Source organism: Psychroserpens sp. XS_ASV72, from assembly GCF_041224425.1.
In the GTDB taxonomy this organism is placed as follows: Bacteria; Bacteroidota; Bacteroidia; order Flavobacteriales; family Flavobacteriaceae; genus Psychroserpens.
The window spans coordinates 338,467-360,475 of sequence record NZ_JBGFGL010000085.1; the positions used below are offsets into that span (position 1 = coordinate 338,467).

Genomic DNA, 22,009 nt, shown 5'->3' on the forward strand with positions numbered 1-22,009 from the left:
AATCAATTAACAGCAACCACCACCATCATAATGATAGGTAGATTCACTTATAAAGATATCATCTCTTCCTAAATTTTTCAAGGCATTTGCAGTTTTATCACAAATGGCCAATGGTTGATTTTTGAGTAGTACGTGACCTGCCTTATCATCAAAATAATCAGCTTCACCATAATAAATGGCAGCCTTTCCTGTAAAAATACATGGTCCGTCAGCTGGCATTGGATCTTTAATAGCAGCTACTTCAATAGATTCGATGTAGATTAATTCATCGGTTGGATAATGTTTTGGATCAAGAATACGATACGGTTTTCTCGCTCTAATTTCGATGGTTCCAAAGCCTGTATCTGTTAAGGCTTTCACATACTCTGAAATAGGTAAGCTACCACTCAAGCACAACGCTCTTAAACGATCATCATTTCTTAAGGCATCATTCATAGGCTGCTCACAAGTAGGATCACTCATTACCAATCGACCATGAGGTTTTAGGACGCGATACATTTCAGCAAGTGCCTTTTTAAGATCATCGGTTTTAAAAATATTGAACAAGCAATTTTGAGCTGCCACATCAATACTATTATCCTCAACCGGTAGATTTAAAGCGTCTCCTTTTTTCAGTTCTACAAAATCTGATTTAAACCAGTCATTCATCTTTTCGGCTTCCTCAAAGTTTCGACGTGATGCTTCCAACATTTCATCTACAACATCAACTCCAATAACACCACCTTTTTGCCTATTGAAATAAGAAAACTGAAGCAGTTCCATCCCGCCACCAACACCAACATATAACATTTTCGGGTTGTTGGTCAAATCTCTTGCATGTACAGTACTTCCACAACCATAATTCATCTCTTGCATGATTTTTGGGATTTTAAGACCAGGCAATTCCCAAATAGGATTGGTCGTACAGCATAATCCAACATCTGGTGTTAGAGCAGCTTCCTTATAAAGCGTATTCGTAGCATTTAAATAGTTATCCATAATTTATAATTCTTTAATCAGTGCTTTAAACAAAGCGATCATTTCAGGTTCGGCTTTTGAGGCCATCGCAATAATTTCATCAATATTAACTGGTTTTAGATTGTCTGGATCACATTCGTCAGTCAATACAGAAATCGCAGCAGCTCTCATGTTGAGATGGTTTGCAACAATAATTTCTGGAACCGTACTCATGCCAACAGCATCTGCGCCAATAATCTTCAGCATACGGTATTCGGCTCTGGTTTCCAATTGTGGACCAACAACACTCGCATAAACACCTTCATGTAAAGTGATGCCTTTATCCTTAGCTAAGGCTTTGAATTTAGAATTGATTTCCGCATCATAAGGCTGGCTCATATCCGTAAAGCGTTCTCCTAGAGCGGAAACACCTTTGAATGCTAGCGGAGAACTACCTTGTAAATTAATGTGATCATCAATAAGCATCAATTCGCCTTTTTTGAAATTCAGGTTAACCGCTCCAGCAGCATTGGAGACCAATAAGGTTTTTATGCCCAATTTTTCCATAACACGAACAGGATAACTCACATCTTGAAGCGAGTAGCCTTCATATACATGAAAGCGACCTTGCATAACGACCACTTTTTTGCCTTCCAAAGTGCCATACATAAGTTTCCCTTTGTGGAACTCAACAGTAGCTGTTGGAAAGTTTGGGATATGGTTATAACTCACTTCCTTTATGATATCAATTTCATTGGTGAGTTGTCCCAATCCTGTGCCTAAAATAATACCAATTTCTGAGTTTTCGAAGCCTTTCGACTTTAGGTAGTTCGCAGTTTCAGTTATAAATTTAATCATGACTGTTGTAAAATGGTTTTAGTTGATGGTAAGGTTTCAAATCTTCAAATGTATCAATATCGTTTAATTCTTTCAATTGAAAAATCTTAAGGTTTTGTAAATCTTTTAGGGTGTCTTTTAGAACGCTATCAGTTCCCCATAGTTTGTTTTTGAAAATTGAAGGGATTCTCTTTTTCATGCCTAAAAGATAATAACCTCCATCTTCAGCTGGTCCGATCACCACATCATTGGTTTGTAAGTTTTCAAAAGCCAAAGCAATAATATTTGCTTTGAGATCCATTAAATCACTGCCAATGATAATGATGTTTTTATAACCAGAATCAAAAAGTTTATCAAAAGCATTCTGCATACGTTGACCTAAATCTGAACCTTCTTGTAATTGCTTGAAAAAGTGAGGTTTTGTCCATAAGTCATTTTCAATAATCATCTCAGAATAGAATATATGTTTGTCAGCATCTACATGTTTTGCAACTTCAGCAGTATGTTTCAAAAGATGCTTGTAAATATCTAATGCAGCCTGATCACCTATGGTTTTTGCCAAGCGTGTTTTGCATTGTCCCAACTCAGGATTTCTAGTAAAGATCATTAAAGCATTTGTGTTCATTGTGGTTTGGGTATAACTTTAATGCCTCTATTCAGCCATTTGCTCCAATATTTTGAAAAGGCATGAATACTATCTGTTTCTTTGTCTTCTGAATTATATACTGAAAAACCCTTGTTTTTCCATTCGAAAATACCACCATAAAGATTGGTCACATTGGTATAGCCTTCATCCGAAAGCTTTTTAGCAATAGTTTCCGAGCGAATCCCTAAGGAACAATAAACCACTATAGCTTGGGTTTTGTCAGGAAATTGACTTTTTACTAGCTCTATGTTGAAATCATTATAACCAACAAAAATGGCACCTTTGATATGGCTAACCTCATATTCTGAAGATTCTCTAGCATCTAATAAGATGGGATTGGTTTTAGGCATTGCCAATTCTTGAACTGAAATATATGGCACATGTTTTTGATTGTGTCTTTGAAGCAATTCTGACAGACTGTCTTGAGAATAGGCGGTAAAAGCTAAAAAAAATGATATGTAAAATAAGATGGATTTCATGTTAAGCTACAGATCCTTGACAACTACTACCAGCTCCAGCAGTACAACCATAGCAGTGTTGCGAAATCACAATATTGCGACCTTCCAAAAGGTCCTGATTAAATTCTGAAATATGCTTTACCTTACTGTTCACTGGTAATTCAAGCATTTGATTAAAATCACAGTCGTATAAATAGCCATCCCAACTTACCGATAAGGTGTTTGTGCACATCACATTTTTTACTGCGGAAGGATTAAAGGCTTCAACCAATTCGTACATGTAATCTTCGTAATTTTCGGAAGCAATCAAATAATCCAAAAAACGAGAAATAGGAAGGTTGGTTATGGCAAATAGATTGTGAAAATGAATACCAAAATCATCCAGTAATGCCTTTTTAAAATCCTTTTCCATAGCAGATTGGTCTCCAGGTAAAAATGCTCCCGAAGGGTTATAGACCAAATCCAATCGAAGTGCACTATCTGGCATCCCATAACCTACAGTATTGAGTTCCTGAAGCGCTTTAATCGACTTATCAAAAACACCATCACCGCGTTGTTTGTCAGTTTTGCCTTTAGTCCAATGTGGCATAGAGCTCACCACATGAACATTGTGTTTTTTGAAAAATTCGGGAAGGTCATGAAATTTTTTGTTAGCTCTAATGATGGTCAGGTTAGAACGTACAATAAAATCTTCAATACCTACTTTTGCTGCTTCCTCAACAAACCATCTAAAATTCGGATTCATTTCCGGTGCGCCACCTGTGAGATCCAAAGTATGTGCTCCTGAAGTTTGGATAACATCCAAGCATTGCTGCATGGTCTCACGCGTCATGATTTCGGTTCGATCTGGACCAGCATCAACATGGCAATGATCACAAACCTGGTTGCACATATAGCCAACATTGATTTGCAAAATTTCAAGGGTTTTGGCCTTTAATGGAAACTGATTGCTCTCTGAAATTTTATCCTTGAATTTGGGTAATTCTCCACTTTGAAATATGCCATTCGACAAAATTTCAAGTTGCCTTTTGCTGTTTGCTAAATCGTTTTGTTGTTTTTTTAGTGATTTGGTAGCCATTAATTGTAGTGTCTTTTACTGAAATTTACGAATACTAGTAGCTGTTGGTTTTATAAGTTAATCTAACCGTCGAGCTTATTCACCTTATTCATCATTTGTACGCCATGTACCAATGTTGCGCCACTTTTTATGGCTGCGCCAACATGAATGGCTTCCATCATTTCTTCCTTAGTAATACCGCGTTGCAGGCCATCTTGTGAATAGGCATCAATACAGTAAGGACATTGCTCTGTATGAGCAACGGCTAAAGCAATTAATGATTTTTCTCTAGCGGTTAATGCGCCTTCCTCGAATACTTTTCCGTAGTATTCAAAAAATTTATTTCCTAATTCTTCACTCCATTCAGTAATCTTTCCAAATTTTTTAAGGTCTGATGGATTGTAATATGTTTTTTGCATAAGTTGAATTAATAGTTTTATAGGATATGAATTATAGTAACTTTCGTCGAAACGTCTTACAAAGGATTACAAAATGTATACGAATAATTTTAGTAATGGGTTTTGTCTTCCTTTTCTTGCCAAGCTTTGAAAGGCTCTAATGCGATTTGTCTTCCCAACTGTTCAAATGGAATTTTGCGTTCTGCGTAAGGCAAAGGAATTTCATCGTAAATAAATTGATCGTCAAAACCAATATTAGCTGCATCAACCTGATTGCTTCCGTAATATACTTTATCAGGACGAGCCCAATAAATGGCACCTAAACACATAGGGCAAGGTTCGCATGAAGTATAAATTTCACAACCTTCCAATTGAAAAGATTCTAGATTTTTACAGGCATCTCTTATGGCATTCACTTCAGCGTGTGCTGTTGGGTCATTGGTAGATGTAACGCGATTATTACCACGACCAATAATTTTTCCGTCTTTAACAATAACACAGCCAAAAGGTCCACCTTCATTATTGTTCATACCTTCTATAGCAGCTTTTACCGCTTCTTGCATAAATTGTTCCTTGCACATATTTTATTTTTTAGGAAAAATACAAATGATTTAAGGTTTCAGTGATATTAAATTAGATTTATTTCTGAATGTTTAAAGAATACCTATCTTTAAACTTCATTAATTCTATCCCTATGAAATTTTTCAATGAAATTAGTTTTCAAACATTAAAGTTATCATTCAGCTTTTTACTGATGCTATTAGTGTTTGCTTGCAATCCGAATGAAAATGACACATTCCTAAGAAAGACCATAGTCTTAGAAGATAACTGGAAATTCAGTAAAGAAGCCAATGAGGAGGCCTTTCAAATAGATTTTGATGATTCCAATTGGGAAAGTGTTTCTGTTCCGCATGATTGGGCTATTTATGGGCCATTTGATAAAGAGATAGATAAACAGAATGTGGCTATTGTTCAGAATGGAGAAGAAGTAGCTACTGAAAAAACTGGACGAACCGGTTCATTGCCTCATATAGGCGAAGGTTGGTATAGAAATTCATTTACTGTTCCTGAATTTGATAATAATAAAAAAGCCTTGTTACTTTTTGAAGGTGCTATGAGTGAGCCACAAGTTTATTTAAACGGACAAAAAGTTGGTGAATGGGCTTATGGTTATAGCTACTTTTACTTTGATATTTCTGATAAAATTTTAATTGATAAAGAAAATCTATTATCTGTTAAATTATCCAATAAGGAATTTGCCTCGCGTTGGTATCCAGGTGCTGGATTATACCGGAATGTAAGTTTGGTAATAACCAACGATACACGTTTTGATCATTGGCAGACATTTATCACAACGCCTGAAGTTTCAGAAAATAGATCTACTGTAAATATTAAAACCAGTGCAACAGGTAAGAACTTATCTGTGAAAACCAAAATATTAGATCAGAATCAAGCTGAAGTTGCTACATCTAAAGCTGTGTCAGATTCCACAGGAGTCTTTGATTTTAATCTAGATGTTCCAAATCCCAAACTATGGAGTCCTGAATCACCTAACCTTTATAAAGCTGTATTGGAACTCTATGAAAACGATATTTTAAAAGATACATTAATTCAAAAATTTGGCATTAGAACCATCAAGTACGAACCTCATAAGGGTTTCAGTTTAAATGGAAAGAACAGGAAGTTTAAAGGGGTTTGTCTGCATCATGACTTAGGTCCTTTAGGGACTGCAGTGAACAAAGCAGCATTGCGACGACAACTTGAGATATTAAAGGATATGGGTTGTGATGCCATTAGAAGTGCCCATAATATGCCGTCTTTTGAACAATTGGAGCTATGCGACGAAATGGGTTTTATGTTTTTAGCTGAAAGTTTTGATGAATGGGCAAAACCAAAAGTTGAAAATGGATACAATCGTTTTTTTGATGATTACGCAGAAAAAGATGTTGTTAATTTAGTGCAAGCCACTAGAAACCATCCTTGTATTGTGATGTGGAGCTCAGGAAATGAAGTGCCAGATCAATGGGGAGAAAAAGGTGTGGAAAGAGCGCAATGGTTACAAGATCTATTTCACAGGGAAGATCCAACGCGACCTGTGACGGTTGGAATGGACCAAGTTAAAGCTACTATGGAATCTGGATTCGGAGCAATTTTGGATGTGCCAGGTCTCAATTACAGAGTACATCTTTATGAAGAGGCTTACGAAACGTTCCCTCAAGGATTTATTTTAGGTTCTGAAACCGCTTCAACAGTGAGCTCTCGAGGTGTGTATAAGTTTCCAGTGGTTCAGGAAAACATGAAGCAATATGAGGACTTACAGTGTTCTTCATATGATTTGGAAGCTTGTTATTGGTCTAATGTGCCAGATGAAGATTTTGTACTTCAAGATGATAAGCCTTGGGTTATTGGTGAGTTCGTTTGGACAGGTTTTGACTATTTGGGAGAACCAACACCTTATGATAATTTTTGGCCATCCCGAAGTTCTTATTTTGGGATTTCAGATTTGGCTGGATTGCCGAAAGATAGGTTTTACTTATATAGAAGTCGATGGAATACCAAAGATGAAACCTTACACGTATTACCGCATTGGAATTGGGAAGGTAGAGAAGGGGAAACCACTCCTGTTTTTGTATATACCAATTACAATAGTGCTGAACTTTTTCTGAATGGAAAGAGTCAAGGCATAAGAACAAAAAATGATTCTACACCACAGCATCGATACAGGTTGATGTGGAAGGACATTAAGTATGAGGCGGGAAAATTAAAGGTTGTGGCATTTGATGCTGATGGAAAAAAAGCTGCTGAGAAAGAAATCCAAACCTCTGGTCAACCTTATCAAATTCAATTAAAACCTGACAGGAAAAATCTTTCAGCCGACGGTAAGGATATGTCATTTGTTGAAGTTTCCGTTACAGATCAAAATGGAATTCCTTGTCCGACAGCCAATAATCAATTACAATTTGAAGTCTCAGGAGCAGGAACTTATAGAGCAGCTTGTAATGGTGACGCAACATCCTTAGAATTATTTCATGAACCAACAATGAAATTATTTAGTGGTAAATTGGTGGTATTGGTTCAATCTTCAAAAAATGAAGGCGACATAACTTTGAAGGTTTCCGGAGAAAATTTAAAGTCGGCTGAATTACATTTAAGTAGTGTCAAAAAATAATTATCAATACATTTGAATCCCACTAACAAACTAATAATACCATCATGCAATTTTTAACCTTTATCGGATTTACAGCTTTAGTAGCTGTGATATCTTATTACAAAACCAGGCGCACCAATGAATCCTCCTCTGACGGCTATTTTTTAGGAGGTAGAAGTTTGACAGCAGGTGTGATTGCTGGATCTTTATTGTTAACCAATTTATCTACAGAGCAAATCGTAGGATTGAACGGTTCTGCTTACCAAAGTGGATTATCGGTTATGGTTTGGGAAACATTGGCTGCCATTGCGATGGTAGTGACCGCAATGTTTTTACTGCCAAGATATCTTAAAGGCGGATTGACTACAGTTCCTGGGTTTTTGGCTAGACGTTTTGATGTCACCACAAAAACATTGACATCCGCTTTGTTCTTGACAGGCTATGTGGTTGTACTCTTACCGATTATTTTGTATTCTGGTTCTTTGGCGATAAGTGGTATGTTTGACCTTCCTGAAATTTTGGGAGTATCGCATACGCAATCGATTTGGATTTGTGTTTGGGGAATCGGTATCATTGGCTCCATTTATGCTGTTTTTGGCGGATTAAAAGCAGTGGCTGTTTCAGATACTATTAATGCTATTGGTTTATTGATTGGAGGAATCTTGATTCCGATTTTTGGATTGATGTTAATAGGTGATGATGGCAACATTTTAGATGGATTGTCCAAATTAACCTCAGAGCATCCCGAAAAGTTTAAGTCTATGGGAGGACCAACAGATCCAGTTCCTTTTTATACCATTTTCACAGGAATGATGTTGGTGCAGTTATTTTATTGGGGAACAAACCAACAGATCATTCAAAGAGCCTTAGGCGCAAAAAATCTAAAGGAAGGTCAGAAGGGATTGCTTTTGGCTGCTTTTATAAAAATATTAGGTCCAATAATAGTGGTTTTACCAGGATTGATAGCATTTCATGTATTTCAGGGTAATCTAGAAACAGCCGATAGTGCCTATCCTATGTTGGTGAAAAAAGTCCTGCCTACTGCTTGGGTTGGTTTTTTCGCAGCAGTTTTGTTCGGTGCAATACTAAGTTCATTTAATAGTGTTTTGAATAGTTCAGTGACTTTGTTTGGAGTTGATATCTATAAGCAGCATATCAATAAGGAAGCCGATGAAAAAACAGTTGTTAAGTATGGAAAAACTTTTGGAGTCGTATTGGCAATTGCTTCAATGTTTATAGCACCAATGATTGCCAAAGCCGGAAGTCTGTTTGCCTATTTACAGGAAATCAATGGGATTTACAGCATACCAATTCTTACCATCATAATTGTTGGCTATACCACAAAACGGGTTCCAGCAATTGCAGCAAAAATTGGATTGCTATCAGGTTGTTTGCTTTATATTGTAAGTCAATTTGTATTGCAACCTTATTTTATAGAGAAGGCCTTGTCTAATGCCAAAGCTTCTGGAATTACTGAAGAAAATGCATTGGCTCTTGTCAAAGCTGAAGCCTATCCGCATTTTTTAGATGTGATGGCAATTTTGTTTGTGCTTAATGTTGTCATTATGTTGATTATTGGGAAACTGAAACCACGAACAGAGCCTTTCGTTCAAAAATATACCAAACAAGTCGATATTATGCCATGGAAACATACTACTTTAGTTAGTGTTGTTATTTGTCTTGTAGTGATTGGTGTTTATGTTTACTTCGCCTAATTTATGAGTGAAACATTACTTAATAAGGTCTATAGCCACTTTCAACTTCTGTATGATAAGGATCCGATACTCGTATTTTCACCTGGTCGAATTAATCTTATAGGAGAGCATACCGATTATAATGACGGATTTGTATTTCCAGCAGCTATTGATAAAGGTATTGCTTTGGCAATTAAACATAATGACGCTAATCTTTGTCGAGCTCATGCTTTTGATATTGATGAAAACTATGAGTTTCAACTCAAAAATTTAAGTCCGTTGATTAATGGAGGCTGGAAAAACTACATTATTGGCGTTGTTGCTGAAATACTAAAGGCGGGACATCAGCTTAAAGGTTTTGATGTCATCTTTTCAGGAAACATTCCAAGTGGTGCAGGATTATCATCTTCAGCGGCATTGGAAAACAGCTTGGTTTTTGCGCTTAATGCCTTATTTGGTTTAGGTTTGTCTAAAACGGAAATGATCCTAATCTCACAAAAGGCAGAACACAATTATGTAGGTGTCAAATGTGGTATAATGGATCAATATGCAAGTATGTTTGGAGTTAAAGATCACGCACTTTTACTAGATTGCAGAACCTTGAATTCAGAAAAATTTAAAGTCAATTTAAAAGGCTATGAAATTGTTTTGGTCAACAGTCAAGTAAAGCATAGCTTAAATGAAAGTGCTTATAACGATAGACGTCAAGTTTGTGAAACTATATCAAAACAACTTGGTGTTAAGGCACTTCGAGATGTTTCAGTTGAACGTTTGGAAACAATCAAACATGAAACTTCCTTTGAGGACTACCAAAAAGCTTTATATGTGATTCAAGAAAATCAACGTGTAATAGAGTTTTCAGAAGCTTTACAAAACAATGACATTCATCAACTAGGAAGACTGCTGTTTGAAGCTCATGATGGACTTAGTAACCAGTATAAAGTGAGTTGTGATGAAATAGATTTTTTGGTCGATTTTGCTAAAAACAACCCAAATGTAATTGGATCTAGAATGATGGGAGGAGGCTTTGGTGGATGTACCATTAATTTGGTTAAGAAGGACTATGTCAATAAGTTTATTGAAGACGTAAAAAAGCGGTATAAAGAAGCTTTTCATAAAGACTGTAAAATTCATCGTGTTGTGCTTTCAGAAGGAACACGACTTATTAATAACACATTTTGATACAATTGTAATGGAAACAAATCTTCAAGATTATTCACACAAGCGCTATAACATTTTAACAGGTGAATGGGTTTTGGTATCACCACATAGAGCCAAGCGACCATGGCAAGGTCAAAATGAAAAGATAGTTAGTGATTTGCGTCCTACATATGATCCTGATTGTTATTTGTGTTCTGGAAACAAGAGAATCAACGGAGAGCAAAATCCAAAGTATGAAGATGTTTATGTGTTTACCAATGATTTTTCTGCTTTACAGAAGGATTCACCAGACTTTTCAATTCATGACGGATTGTTAATTGCTGAAAGTGAAAAAGGAATATGTCGCGTCGTGTGTTTTAGTCCAGACCATTCTATGAGTTTGGCCGATATGAAAAGTGAGGATATAGCAAAGGTTGTTGAGTTATGGAAACGAGAATATGTGGAATTAGGTGCCATGAAAGACATAAACTATGTTCAGATTTTTGAAAATAAAGGTGCTGTCATGGGTTGTAGTAATCCGCATCCTCACGGACAAATTTGGAGTCAATCTACATTGCCAAATGAAGTTTCAAAAAAAGATAAGCAACAAAAAAAATATTTTGATGAGCATCAAAAAAGTCTTCTAGAAACCTATTTAAAGCAAGAGCTCGAGCTTGACGAACGCATCATATATCAAAATGATGATTTTGTAGTCCTGACGCCTTTTTGGGCGATATGGCCTTTTGAAACCATGATAGTGCCCAAAACGCATCAAAAGAATATAGGCGAAATGAACCAAAATGAAAGTTTGGCCTTTGCTGATGCTATTTCAAAGATTACCAAAGCCTATGATAAGTTGTTTGAATGCTCCTTCCCATATTCAAGTGGCATTCACCAATCGCCAACAAATGAAGATTCTAATGGTCACTGGCATTGGCACATGAGTTTTTATCCGCCTTTATTGCGAAGCGCAACAGTGAAAAAATTTATGGTTGGTTATGAAATGTTCGGCTCGCCACAAAGAGATATTACAGCTGAACAAGCGGTTAATAGATTACAGGAGTTAATTTAAGATTTAGAACCAAAAAACCCGATTCAATTGAATCGGGTTTTTAGTGGTGGTGCCTCCAGGAATCGAACCAGGGACACAAGGATTTTCAGTCCTTTGCTCTACCAACTGAGCTAAGGCACCAGTCGCTTTTAACGAGAGTGCAAATATATATGCAATTTTATTATTCGCAAAAAGAAAATCTAAAAAATTAAATAATCGTGTTCTCAGCTCTAAATCAGTTATATGTTATTTTTTGGTTAAACACTCATAAAGAGTTTTTTGCATTTTGTAAGTTTACTTTTTTTAACATGAGAGGATGAATTTAGTAATCGATGTTGGGAACACATTTGTCAAAATTGCTGTGTTTCATAATGGAAGTGTCTTTGAAAAAATAAGTGTTCACCACGATTTATTTTTGAAAACAACCAAACAAGTTCTAAAAAAGTATCCCATAATTTCAGAAGGAATTATGTCTTCGGTTGGTAAACTGAATCCTGAAGATGTGGCAACTGTTCAAAAACAAGTTGATCTTTTACTATTAAGTTCTAAAACAAAACTCCCTTTTGAAAATTTATATAAAACTCCTGAAACATTAGGTGTAGATCGTTTGGCACTTGTTTGTGCTTCTGTAAAACATTATCCTAATGACAATGTGCTGGTTATTGATGCTGGTACTTGTATAACCTATGATTTTATTAATAATAAAAATCATTACTTAGGAGGTGCTATTTCTCCAGGAATCCGGTTGCGGTATCAAAGTTTACATAATTTAACAGCTAACCTTCCGTTATTAGACACTGAAGTTCCAAAATCTATTATTGGTTCTACAACAAATGAGGCAATTCATTCTGGCGTTGTTTTTGGAATTTTGAAAGAAATAGAAGGCGTAATTGCTAGTTATAAAGAAAAAAATCCTGATTTAACAGTTATTTTAACAGGTGGAGATGCCAATTTTTTGTCAAAACAATTAAAAAATGGCATATTTGCCAACTCAAATTTTCTTTTGGAGGGTTTGAATTTCATCTTAGATTTTAATACACACTAATGATTAAAAAGCTCGTTTTAGTTTTTATTGCTTTTACTGCGTTGTTGACACATGCTCAGGAAGGTACAGCTTCACCATATTCTTTCTATGGAATAGGTTCTTTAAAATTTAAAGGAACTGTTGAAAATAGAAGTATGGGAGGCATAAGTATCTATAATGATAGTATTCATATGAATTTAAGAAATCCAGCTTCCTATGTTGGGCCAAATCTTAAAATTCTGAATAATGAAAGTCGATTGGTCAAATTTACAGTTGCTGGTAGTCACACAAGCATTAATCTAAAGGCTGATTCTGGAAGTGATAAAACAAGTTCTACTACAGTAGATTATTTAGCATTGAATATGCCTATAGGTAAGTTCGGACTTGGCTTAGGGATTATGCCGTATACTTCTGTTGGATATAAGCTAGAAAATGTTAATGATAATAACAAAATTAGTAATCGGTATAGAGGTGAAGGTGGCTTGAATAAGGTATTTGTAGGTTTAGGTTACAAAATCACGAATAAATTAAGTGCTGGTATCGATATCAATTATAATTTTGGAAATATTCAAAACTCATCGATAAAATTCTTATACGATGGAGACGGAAATTTAGTACAATACCAATCAAGAGAAGAAAATAGATCAGATTTAAGCGGATTGAATATTAATCTAGGGCTTACTTATCGAACAATGATCAATGAAAAACTTGAATTGCAATCAGGAGTAACTTTTACTCCAGAGAGCAAAGTTGCCTCAAACAATAGTAGAACATTTGCTTCAATTATTATTAATGAGCAAACAGGACAAGAAATAGTCGTTAATACTATTGATGCTGACTTGGTTGCTGCCGGACTTGAAAAAACAGATTTGACCTTACCTTCTAGGTTTTCTTTTGGAGCTGGTATTGGAGAACCAAGAAAGTGGTTTTTAGGAGCAGAATATACTTTTGAAAATACAAGTGCTTTTTCAAATCCAATTATCACTATAGACAATACTGCTTTTGTTAATGCATCTAGTTTTTCACTAGGCGGATTTATTGTTCCAAATTACGATTCGTTTTCAAGTTATTGGAAACGTTTAACATACAGGGCTGGGATGCGCTTTGAAAATACGGGTTTAGAGATCAATAATGAAACTATAAATGAGTTTGGCATATCTTTTGGAGTTGGATTGCCAGTTGGGAAATGGTTTTCTAACGCAAACCTAGGTTTTGAAGTAGGTAAAAGAGGAACAACCAACCAAAATTTGATACAAGAGAATTTTGTAAATTTCCAACTCAGCTTGTCTTTAAACGACAGGTGGTTTGAAAAAAGAAAATATAACTAACGTAAAATTTAAACAATGAAAACGAGAATTATTTTAGTACTTGCAGCACTGTTCTTGACAGCAAATTTCAGCTTTGCACAACAAGATCAAGACTGCATGATTAACTTAACACTAATGAGTGATTACGTTAAAGTAAAAAAATATGATGAAGCGTATGAGCCTTGGGTGAAACTTAGAAAAGACTGCCCAAAGAAGTTTAGTTATGCCATTTATGCTTATGGTGAAAAAATTCTAAAGCATAAAATCAAAAACGCATCAGGACAAGAGCAATTAAATTTTATCAAAGATTTGATGCTTGTTTGGGACGATGGAATGGAAAACTTTCCAAGTAAGTACGATTTAGGAGAAGTACTTTCAGATAAAGGACTGTTGATGTATGATTACCAGAAAGAACTTGGGCTTTCAGATCAAGATGTTTACAATGCCTTTGACAAAGCTTATAAGCAAGACATAAAAAACTTTACAAGCGCTAAGGGGTTATATGTTTATTTTACTAAGGTGGTAGATTTGCATAAATCTGGTAATGCTGAGTTGCAAGATGTATTTAATAAATACGATGATGTTAGCGAACAGTTAGAGAACATTAATGAAAAATACACAGGTAGCTTAAACAAGCTTATAGAGAAAGAAGAGGCTGGTCAAACGCTTTCTAAAAAAGATGGAAAGTATAAAGACTTCTATCAAAAGTCACTTGAAGCTAATGATAAAATCTCAGGAAGTTTAGACACATACCTTGGTCAATTGGCTAATTGTGAAAACCTAATTCCTCTTTACAAAAAAGGCTTTCCAGAAAATAAAACGGATGCTGTATGGTTAAAAAGAGCTGTAAGTAGAATGTACAATAAAGAGTGTACAGATGATCCATTGTATGTTGAATTGGTTAAAGCTTACGATGCAACTGCTCCTTCAGCTGATACAAAGTATTTTGTGGCAACAATACTATATAAGCAAGGTAAAGATGGTGAAGGCGATGATTACATCAAGCAAGCCTATGAATTGGAAACAGATGTTTTCAAGAAAGGACGTTTAGCTAAGAAAATTGCCAATGGTTATAAAAAACGCGGAAGCTATGGAGCTGCTAGACGTTATTATAGAGAAGCACTACAGTTAAACCCTTCAGATGGAACACCTCACTTACAGATTGCATCTATGTACGCTAAGAGTGCCAATAGTTGTGGTGATTCTAACTTTAACAAAAGAGCAGTGTTTTGGTATGCTGCTGAGGAAGCTTTAAAAGCAGGTAGAGTTGATCCATCAATGAAGTCAGCAGCACAACAAGCAGCTAACTCTTACAACGCAAATGCGCCTACTAGAGCTGAGATTTTTGAAGCTGGAAACGAAGGTACCACTATTACCATCGGATGCTGGATTGGAGGTAGCGTTAAAGTACCAAAACTGTAAATGAAATTTCAGGATTTACATATAAAATTTATCATAGTCACAGTTTTTACTGTGACTATGTTTTTTTCATGTAAAGACAACTTTAAGGATGTTCAGCAAATTGGTGTTTTACAGAATCAACCTATTGGCGAAGCCGTTAATATTGATTTAAAATATACGGAAACGGAAGATGAAACTGCCAAAGTCGTTGCGAATCTTAAAAGTCCTAAAATGCTTGATTTTTCTAACAGGTCTTTTTCGTTTTCTGAGTTTCCAGATGGTATTCTCTTGTATCTCTATGACGAAGATGGTAATAAGAATACAGTCTTAGCAGATTATGCCAAAGTGTATAATGAAACAGACCTCATTGATCTTCAGGGCAATGTCATACTCATCACACCTCAAAAAGACAGCTTGTTTGCCGATCAAATGTACTATGACCAAAAACGTGAATGGTTATTTAGTAATCAAGAAGTAAGGTTCAAATCGTTTTCTGCCAATACTGCTACAGGCAATATTTTTGATTCAGATTCGAAGTTCAAAAATTATACTATTTTAGATGGTAGTGGAGATATGTTGCTTAAAGAGGAATAATTTGCAAAACATCGCTATCTTTGTTTCATCTTAGTGATTACTTATAATGAAGTTACTTCAGTTTTTTCAGTATGTATATCTGTTTTTTGCCATCCTTTTTATTTATGATGGTTTTGTAAGTTGGAATGATGGTAGCAACAGATCTTACATTTCTTTCTTTTTTGCGGCATTATCTATTTTTATGTTTTTTTTCAGAAAGCGTTTCAGAAAAAAAATGCAAGATAGAAACAACAAATAAGTATGGATTTAAACATCCTTATCATTATTGTGATGCTGTTATTGTCAGCATTCTTCTCCGGAATGGAGATCGCTTATGTGTCTTCAAATAAGATTCACATCGAACTTGAGAAGAAACAAGATGATTTTCTAGCTAAAATACTAACCAGATTAACCGCTAAACCCTCAAAGTTTATTGCAACAATGCTTATTGGTAATAACATTGCTTTGGTTATTTATGGGATGGTTATGGGAGATGTGCTTATGGCTTGGTTTCAGTCATTAGTACCATCAAATTATGCTATTGTAAACTACTTGCTAACCGATTTGAACTTATTGTCACAAACGATAATTTCTACGGTAATTATTTTAATTACGGCAGAATTTCTTCCTAAAGTGTTTTTTCAAATTTATGCTAATTCATTTTTAAAGATATTCGCTTTTCCGGCGTATCTATTCTACTTATTATTTTGGTTTGTCTCTGCTTTTGTGATATGGATTTCAGATCAGGTTTTAAAAACATTCTTCAAAACAGATGGCGACAATGTGCAATTGGCCATGACCAAAGTAGAATTGGGTAATTATATCAGCGAACAGATGGAATCTGTTGAAGAGCATGATGAGTTGGATAGCGAAATTCAAATCTTTCAAAATGCTTTGGAATTTTCGGAAGTCAAAGCACGAGAAGTGATGGTGCCCAGAACCGAAATCATTGGAGTGGATGTGAAGGATTCAGTGAAGAATATTAGAAATAAATTCATCGAAACAGGCTTGTCTAAAATATTGGTATATAAAGACTCTATTGATGATACGCTTGGCTATGTACACTCTTTTGACTTGTTCAAGAAACCAAGATCAATCAAATCTATTACCATGCCTGTGGTTTTTGTGCCTGCAACCATGTTGGTAAAGGATGTTTTGAACATTCTCACCAAAAAGCGAAAGAGTATTGCAGTGGTTATTGATGAGTATGGAGGAACGGCAGGTATTATGACTGTTGAGGATATCGTAGAAGAACTTTTCGGGGAAATTGAAGACGAACACGATAGTGTTGAACTTATAGAAGAACAAATAAATGAGGCTACCTATCGTTTTTCAGCTCGCTTGGAAGTAGATTACATTAATGAAGCCTATAAATTAGATCTTCCAGAAGGAGAAAATTATGAAACTCTTGGAGGTCTTATTGTGGATGAAGCAGAAGAAATTCCACAAATTGACGACGAGGTTACTATTGGCGTTTTTAAGTTTAAGATATTGGAAGTTTCGTCTACAAAGATTGATGTTGTAGAACTTCAGATTTTACAAGAGGATTAACTTTCTTTCTCCATTTTATTACCCACTTAACCCTCGCTTTCTTGAAATAGGATTTTAATTAAAAACATTCGATAAAACCTATAAAAATCAGTAATAAAATCATAATTCTACTTTTATTATTTAATAGAAAATGGTATTTTCGCCCACTTATTATTCGATAAATAACTTTATACTATGGCAGTATTAAATAAAATTAGACAACGATCATTGTTTTTGATTCTAATCATTGCATTGGCATTGTTCTCTTTCGTGCTTACAGATTTGTTTAGAAACAGTGATGCCCTTTTTGGTGGGTCACAAGATGTAGTGGCAACTGTAAATGGGACAGATATCAACAGAGAGCAATTCATGAATCGTGTTGAGCAGATGCAAAACCAATTGGGTCCAAATTCAACCTCTACTCAAGCAATGAATCGGGTGTATGACCAAGAATTGAGAAGAGCAATAATGAAATCTCAATTTGATGATCTTGGTATTACAGTAGAACAAGATCAAATGAAGGCTTTGCTTAAGGAAAGTTTTTCAACGTATCCTGAGTTTCAAAATGAAGATGGTGTGTTTGATGAAAACAAACTAACAGAATTTGTCAATAACTTAAAATCCTTAAATGGTCAAAGTGCTCCACTTGGAACATTCCAAATCAATTATAGCCAATGGTTGAGTACTGAGGAAAACATCGCTTTAGGAGCCAAGGAAAGAACGTATTACAACATGGTGAAAGCTGGAGTTAATGCAACTTTAGGTGAAGCTGAAGTAGATTATAACTTAGAGAATGCTACGAGAGATTTGAATTTTGTGCAGGTTCCTTTTACTTCAATTGCCGATAGTTTGGTTGAGGTGACTAAAAGTGATATCAATGCTTATATAAACAAACACAAGGATAAGTATGAAGTTGAAGCCATGAGAGATATCAGCTATGTTGAGTTCAAGGAAGTGGCCAGCAAAACCGATGAAGAAAATTTACAATCAGATTTAGTGTCCTTACTTGATAATCAATTGGTTTTCAATGAAACAACAAAAAATACTGATACAATACTTGGTTTTAGACAGACTAGAAATGTTCAAGAGTTTGTTAACTCTAATTCTGACATTGCTTACACGGATAGATTTTTAACAAAATCCCAATTACCAACTGCTGTAGCAGACACGATTTACAACACTCCTGTTGGAGGTATTTATGGTCCATATAAAGACAATGGTTTTTATAAATTGACTAAGGTTGTTGAGGAGTCTCAATTACCAGACTCAGTTAAAGTAAGACATATTTTGATTCCTCATATGGGAGCGCAAAGTGCACAGCCTGATGTAACGAGGTCTATGGTTGAGGCTAAGGAATTAGCAGATAGCATTAAAACTGTCGTGACAGCTAATCCATCTAAGTTCCCTGAATTGGTGACTGAGTTTTCTTCAGACCAAGGAAGTGTTAATAATGGTGGTGAATATGATTTTCACCCTATTACACAGATGGTAAAGCCTTTTAGTGATTTCGAATTCCAGAATGATATTGGTGATATTGGTGTGGTTCAAACAGTTTTTGGATATCATATCATAGAAATCCTAGATCAAAAGAACCGCTCTAGAGCCATAAAAATTGCAACTATTGCTAGAGAAATCGAGCCTTCTGAAGAAACAATCGATGCCACTTTTACAGAGGCTTCTAAATTTGAATTGGCTTTACAGAAAGAAGACTTCAATGAGGCTGCAGAATCAAGAGATTTAGAAGTTAAACCTGTTAATGGTATTAAAGTTTTAGATGAAAATATTCCTGGTTTAGGAAGCCAACGACCTATTGTGCGTTGGGCTTTTGATAAAGATACTAAAGTAGGAGATTACAAGCGTTTTTCAATTCCAAGTGGAGGATATGCTGTAGTTCAAGTTGTTAAGTCTACCAAAAAAGGCTTAATGGATGCTGAAAGTGCTTCTGCAACAGTTCTTACAGAAATCCGCAAAGAAAAGAAAGCGCAAATGATTTTAGATAAAATTACAGGAACTACCGTTGCTGAAGTTGCTAAAAATCAAAATAAAGCGACCAATAAAGCTTCTGCAGTAAATATGAAAAACCCAACACTGTCAGGTGCTGGTGCTGAACCTAAGGTTGTTGGTGTGGCTTTCGGACTTCAAGAAGGCGAAACGTCTAAACCTATCATTGGTAATAAAGGTGTGTATTTGGTTGAAGTTACCAAAGTAAACGAAGTAACGCCTTTAGATAATTTCCAAGCAATTGCCAATAGATTGAGTACAGCTCGTGCCAATGCTGCGCAAACTAAAGTTTACAATGCATTGAAAGAGACTGCTGATATTGAAGATAATAGAGCTAGATTTTTCTAGAATTGTATAATGATATTTTGAAAAAGCCTCGCAAGATTGTGAGGCTTTTTAGTTGTATACCATAGTTTGGTAATCGAGAATTGTTGTATATCCTTTTGAACTAAAATAAGCAATAGGATTTTGTTTGCTTGCTACTAAGATGAAGTCGCCTCCCCAAGCACCTAAACTCTTGATACTACCTTCAAAATCTTTGAATAAACTATCCTTTACTGTTGGTAGCTCTATAACTCTGGAAATAATACTTTCATGAGCTTCTATCAATTTTTGAAAATCCACAAGCGTATCACATGTCAAGATTTCTTTTGAAATTTTGTTGATTTCCACAATGACCTTTGAAAGATTTGAACGGTTTTGCCTATAGTGATTTATGCCTTCTCTGCTGTTTTGCTTCCTGTTTAGATGAACAAAATAAAGATAATCTTTAAAAGTAGGATTGAAATCAGCCGTTTGTACTTTCCTTTGATCATCTTTTGTAATCTGATACAATATTGGTTTAGAAGCACTCGCACATGCAATATCATAACCACTGCCTCCAAATGTTTTATCTAATAATAAAAAAGGGTCAATGTCTGCCCAATTGGCGAGATTGTTAATTAAGGTTGAGGAACTACCTAATCCCCAATTTCTGGGGAAATCTAATTGTGTAGATATTTTATAACCTCTTTCTCGACCGAAAAGGTCAGGATTCAAAACGTGTATAGCTTGAAATATTTGCTGTAATCTTTCAGAGAATTTCAGATTGCTTGTTGTTAATGTTGAAATGGTTCCTGTTCCAATTTGAAACTCGGCCTCAAACCATAATTCATTATGGTCATCAAAACTGGTCCAATAGATTTTAGGGTTTTCAATGGTTTCTATAGTTAAGTTCTGACCAAATTTTGTAGGTATAGCCAATGCCATAGCGCCATCTAAAACCACGTATTCGCCTGTAAGAAGTAGTTTTCCTCGACTTTCGAATATATGGTGTTTTGGCTCGATCATTATAAGTTTAAGCTTTGGCTCTTAGCTCTTTTATAGCTTCAACAACTGCACTATGGCTAACCGTGTGGGTTTTAAAATGTGTAGTTATAACCTCCTTTTCATGAGGAGTGGCTTCCAATTGATTAAGGATATTCATCAAGTGCATTTTCATATGCCCTTCTTGAATACCAGTTGTCGTTAAAGAACGCAAGGCGGCGAAATTTTGAGCCAGACCAGCAACCGCAACAATTTCCATTAACTCTTTAGCAGATGGATTTCCTAAAAGTTGTAAAGCTAATTTCACCAATGGATGTAAACTTGTCAATCCACCTACAGTTCCAAGTGCTAATGGGATTTCCATCCAAAATTTAAAGATGCCATTGTCAACTTCAGCGTGCGTGAGGCTACTGTAACTACCTTGTCTTGAAGCGTAAGCATGAACACCGGCTTCTACGGCTCTAAAATCATTTCCGGTAGCTAAAACAACAGCATCAATACCATTCATGATGCCCTTATTATGCGTTACGGCTCTGTAGGGTTCAACTTCTGCAATTCTAACAGCTTGAATGAATTTTTCAGCAAATTCTTTGGGTGAAATGCCTTTGTTTCCAGTTAATTTTTCAACACTACAACTCACTTCAGCTCTAACTACACACTCTGGAACATAATTGGAGAGAATGCTCATTATAATATTTAAATCACCTTCTAAGGAATTTTCAGCTTCACGCTTTAGAGTTATTGCAAACTGCTCGAGACAGCTATTGATAAAATTAGCACCCATGGCATCCTTGGTTTCAAAATGCACATGTAATTGATAATACCGCTCTAAGTCTTTTGTTTTATCCCTAAGTTCAATATCTAATATGCCACCACCACGTTTTTCCATGCTTTTAGTAATGGATTCGGTTTCTGAAATGAGTTTGGGTTTAACCGTTTCAAAAAACTGTCTTAGGGTTTCTGGCTTACCAGAATAATTGAAGTGAACTTGTCCGACCTTTTTTGTAGAGACAACTTCAGCTTTAAATCCGCCGCGATTAAACCAGAATTTTGCGGCTTTACTAGCTGCTGCAACTACAGAACTTTCTTCAATTGCCATTGGTATGGTAAAGGTTTTGCCGTTGATTAGGAAGTTTGGTGCCACACCAAATGGAAGGTAATAGTTTGTAATCGTATTTTCTATAAATTCGTCGTGTAATTGCTGAAGCTTTGAATCTGAATTCCAGTACTGTTTTATAATGTTTTTAGCATGTTCAGTATTAGAAAAATGAGTGTTGACAATCCAATCGATTTTTTCAGATTTCGACAATTTTGAAAAGCCAGTAATAGTATTATGCATCAACTTGAATTTAAGGTAACAAAGATACTATTCTTGTCTGTAATTATCCGATAGGCTTGTTATTATTGCATATTTAACTGTTAATAGTTAGGGTTTTTTGGTTAATTTTTAGTAAACTTGGCAATATTTTATTTAAAAAAAGACAGCATAACTAATGCTTTCTC

19 protein-coding genes and 1 tRNA gene are annotated in these 22,009 nt (G+C 35.5%); 10 read left to right on the top strand and 10 right to left on the bottom strand.

The window, feature by feature from the left end; all coding sequences use genetic code 11:
* Positions 1 to 6: 6 nt before the first annotated feature.
* The 7 genes from arsM to AB9K26_RS15120 form a co-directional block, all read right to left on the bottom strand.
* Complete coding sequence (arsM, locus tag AB9K26_RS15090; protein ID WP_369973406.1) at positions 7 to 978, bottom strand: arsenosugar biosynthesis arsenite methyltransferase ArsM; 972 nt, start codon at positions 976 to 978, stop codon at positions 7 to 9.
* 3 nt (positions 979 to 981) lie between these two features.
* On the bottom strand, positions 982 to 1,794 hold the full coding sequence (locus tag AB9K26_RS15095; RefSeq protein ID WP_369973407.1) for a purine-nucleoside phosphorylase: 813 nt from the start codon (positions 1,792 to 1,794) through the stop codon (positions 982 to 984).
* Positions 1,787 to 2,398: a TIGR04282 family arsenosugar biosynthesis glycosyltransferase gene (locus tag AB9K26_RS15100; protein ID WP_369973408.1), complete on the bottom strand. Its 612-nt coding sequence runs from the start codon at positions 2,396 to 2,398 to the stop codon at positions 1,787 to 1,789. Before AB9K26_RS15100 ends, AB9K26_RS15095 begins: the two co-directional genes overlap by 8 nt.
* Positions 2,395 to 2,898 (bottom strand): rhodanese-like domain-containing protein, encoded by a 504-nt coding sequence (locus AB9K26_RS15105; RefSeq protein WP_369973409.1) that lies wholly within the window; start codon positions 2,896 to 2,898, stop codon positions 2,395 to 2,397. The genes AB9K26_RS15100 and AB9K26_RS15105 overlap by 4 nt, the downstream gene beginning before the upstream one ends.
* 1 nt (position 2,899) lies before the next feature.
* Entirely contained in the window at positions 2,900 to 3,955 is a 1,056-nt protein-coding gene (gene arsS, locus AB9K26_RS15110) for an arsenosugar biosynthesis radical SAM (seleno)protein ArsS (protein WP_369973410.1), read from the bottom strand.
* A gap of 62 nt (positions 3,956 to 4,017) precedes the next feature.
* Entirely contained in the window at positions 4,018 to 4,353 is a 336-nt protein-coding gene (locus AB9K26_RS15115; protein ID WP_369973411.1) for an arsenosugar biosynthesis-associated peroxidase-like protein, read from the bottom strand.
* Positions 4,354 to 4,442: 89 nt separating this feature from the next.
* Positions 4,443 to 4,913 carry a nucleoside deaminase gene (locus AB9K26_RS15120; RefSeq protein WP_369973412.1) on the bottom strand — a complete coding sequence of 157 codons (471 nt, stop codon included), beginning with the start codon at positions 4,911 to 4,913 and terminating at the stop codon, positions 4,443 to 4,445.
* Between the two features lie 113 nt (positions 4,914 to 5,026).
* Here AB9K26_RS15120 and AB9K26_RS15125 point away from each other — a divergent pair, with 113 nt between their 5' ends.
* The 4 genes from AB9K26_RS15125 to AB9K26_RS15140 are packed head-to-tail and all read left to right on the top strand — an operon-like array spanning position 5,027 to position 11,386.
* Entirely contained in the window at positions 5,027 to 7,501 is a 2,475-nt protein-coding gene (locus tag AB9K26_RS15125) for a DUF4982 domain-containing protein (RefSeq protein ID WP_369973413.1), read from the top strand.
* A 44-nt stretch (positions 7,502 to 7,545) separates the two neighbouring features.
* Positions 7,546 to 9,195 carry a solute:sodium symporter family transporter gene (locus tag AB9K26_RS15130; protein WP_369973414.1) on the top strand — a complete coding sequence of 550 codons (1,650 nt, stop codon included), beginning with the start codon at positions 7,546 to 7,548 and terminating at the stop codon, positions 9,193 to 9,195.
* A 3-nt stretch (positions 9,196 to 9,198) separates the two neighbouring features.
* Complete coding sequence (gene galK / locus AB9K26_RS15135) at positions 9,199 to 10,356, top strand: galactokinase (protein ID WP_369973415.1); 1,158 nt, start codon at positions 9,199 to 9,201, stop codon at positions 10,354 to 10,356.
* A 10-nt stretch (positions 10,357 to 10,366) separates the two neighbouring features.
* Positions 10,367 to 11,386 carry a UDP-glucose--hexose-1-phosphate uridylyltransferase gene (locus tag AB9K26_RS15140; RefSeq protein WP_369973416.1) on the top strand — a complete coding sequence of 340 codons (1,020 nt, stop codon included), beginning with the start codon at positions 10,367 to 10,369 and terminating at the stop codon, positions 11,384 to 11,386.
* A 44-nt stretch (positions 11,387 to 11,430) separates the two neighbouring features.
* Here the strand turns inward: AB9K26_RS15140 and AB9K26_RS15145 are convergent.
* Positions 11,431 to 11,506 (bottom strand) — tRNA-Phe (locus AB9K26_RS15145).
* 175 nt (positions 11,507 to 11,681) lie between these two features.
* Here AB9K26_RS15145 and AB9K26_RS15150 point away from each other — a divergent pair.
* The 6 genes from AB9K26_RS15150 (at position 11,682) to AB9K26_RS15175 (ending at position 19,549) form a co-directional block, all read left to right on the top strand.
* The gene (locus AB9K26_RS15150; RefSeq protein ID WP_369973417.1) at positions 11,682 to 12,410 is read left to right on the top strand and encodes a type III pantothenate kinase; all 729 of its coding nucleotides are present in this window, start codon (positions 11,682 to 11,684) and stop codon (positions 12,408 to 12,410) included.
* Positions 12,410 to 13,717: a hypothetical protein gene (locus tag AB9K26_RS15155; RefSeq protein WP_369973418.1), complete on the top strand. Its 1,308-nt coding sequence runs from the start codon at positions 12,410 to 12,412 to the stop codon at positions 13,715 to 13,717. Before AB9K26_RS15150 ends, AB9K26_RS15155 begins: the two co-directional genes overlap by 1 nt.
* A gap of 15 nt (positions 13,718 to 13,732) precedes the next feature.
* Positions 13,733 to 15,118: a hypothetical protein gene (locus tag AB9K26_RS15160; protein WP_369973419.1), complete on the top strand. Its 1,386-nt coding sequence runs from the start codon at positions 13,733 to 13,735 to the stop codon at positions 15,116 to 15,118.
* The gene (lptC, locus tag AB9K26_RS15165) at positions 15,119 to 15,691 is read left to right on the top strand and encodes an LPS export ABC transporter periplasmic protein LptC (protein ID WP_369973420.1); all 573 of its coding nucleotides are present in this window, start codon (positions 15,119 to 15,121) and stop codon (positions 15,689 to 15,691) included.
* A gap of 240 nt (positions 15,692 to 15,931) precedes the next feature.
* Complete coding sequence (locus AB9K26_RS15170; RefSeq protein ID WP_369973421.1) at positions 15,932 to 17,221, top strand: hemolysin family protein; 1,290 nt, start codon at positions 15,932 to 15,934, stop codon at positions 17,219 to 17,221.
* 174 nt (positions 17,222 to 17,395) lie between these two features.
* Positions 17,396 to 19,549 (top strand): SurA N-terminal domain-containing protein, encoded by a 2,154-nt coding sequence (locus AB9K26_RS15175; RefSeq protein WP_369973422.1) that lies wholly within the window; start codon positions 17,396 to 17,398, stop codon positions 19,547 to 19,549.
* A gap of 48 nt (positions 19,550 to 19,597) precedes the next feature.
* On the opposite strand, the gene AB9K26_RS15180 is transcribed toward AB9K26_RS15175, so the two are convergent.
* Together AB9K26_RS15180 and AB9K26_RS15185 are read right to left on the bottom strand one after the other, a co-directional pair.
* On the bottom strand, positions 19,598 to 20,530 hold the full coding sequence (locus AB9K26_RS15180; protein ID WP_369973423.1) for a GYDIA family GHMP kinase: 933 nt from the start codon (positions 20,528 to 20,530) through the stop codon (positions 19,598 to 19,600).
* 7 nt (positions 20,531 to 20,537) lie between these two features.
* Complete coding sequence (locus tag AB9K26_RS15185; RefSeq protein ID WP_369973424.1) at positions 20,538 to 21,845, bottom strand: hydroxymethylglutaryl-CoA reductase, degradative; 1,308 nt, start codon at positions 21,843 to 21,845, stop codon at positions 20,538 to 20,540.
* Positions 21,846 to 22,009: the final 164 nt, after the last annotated feature.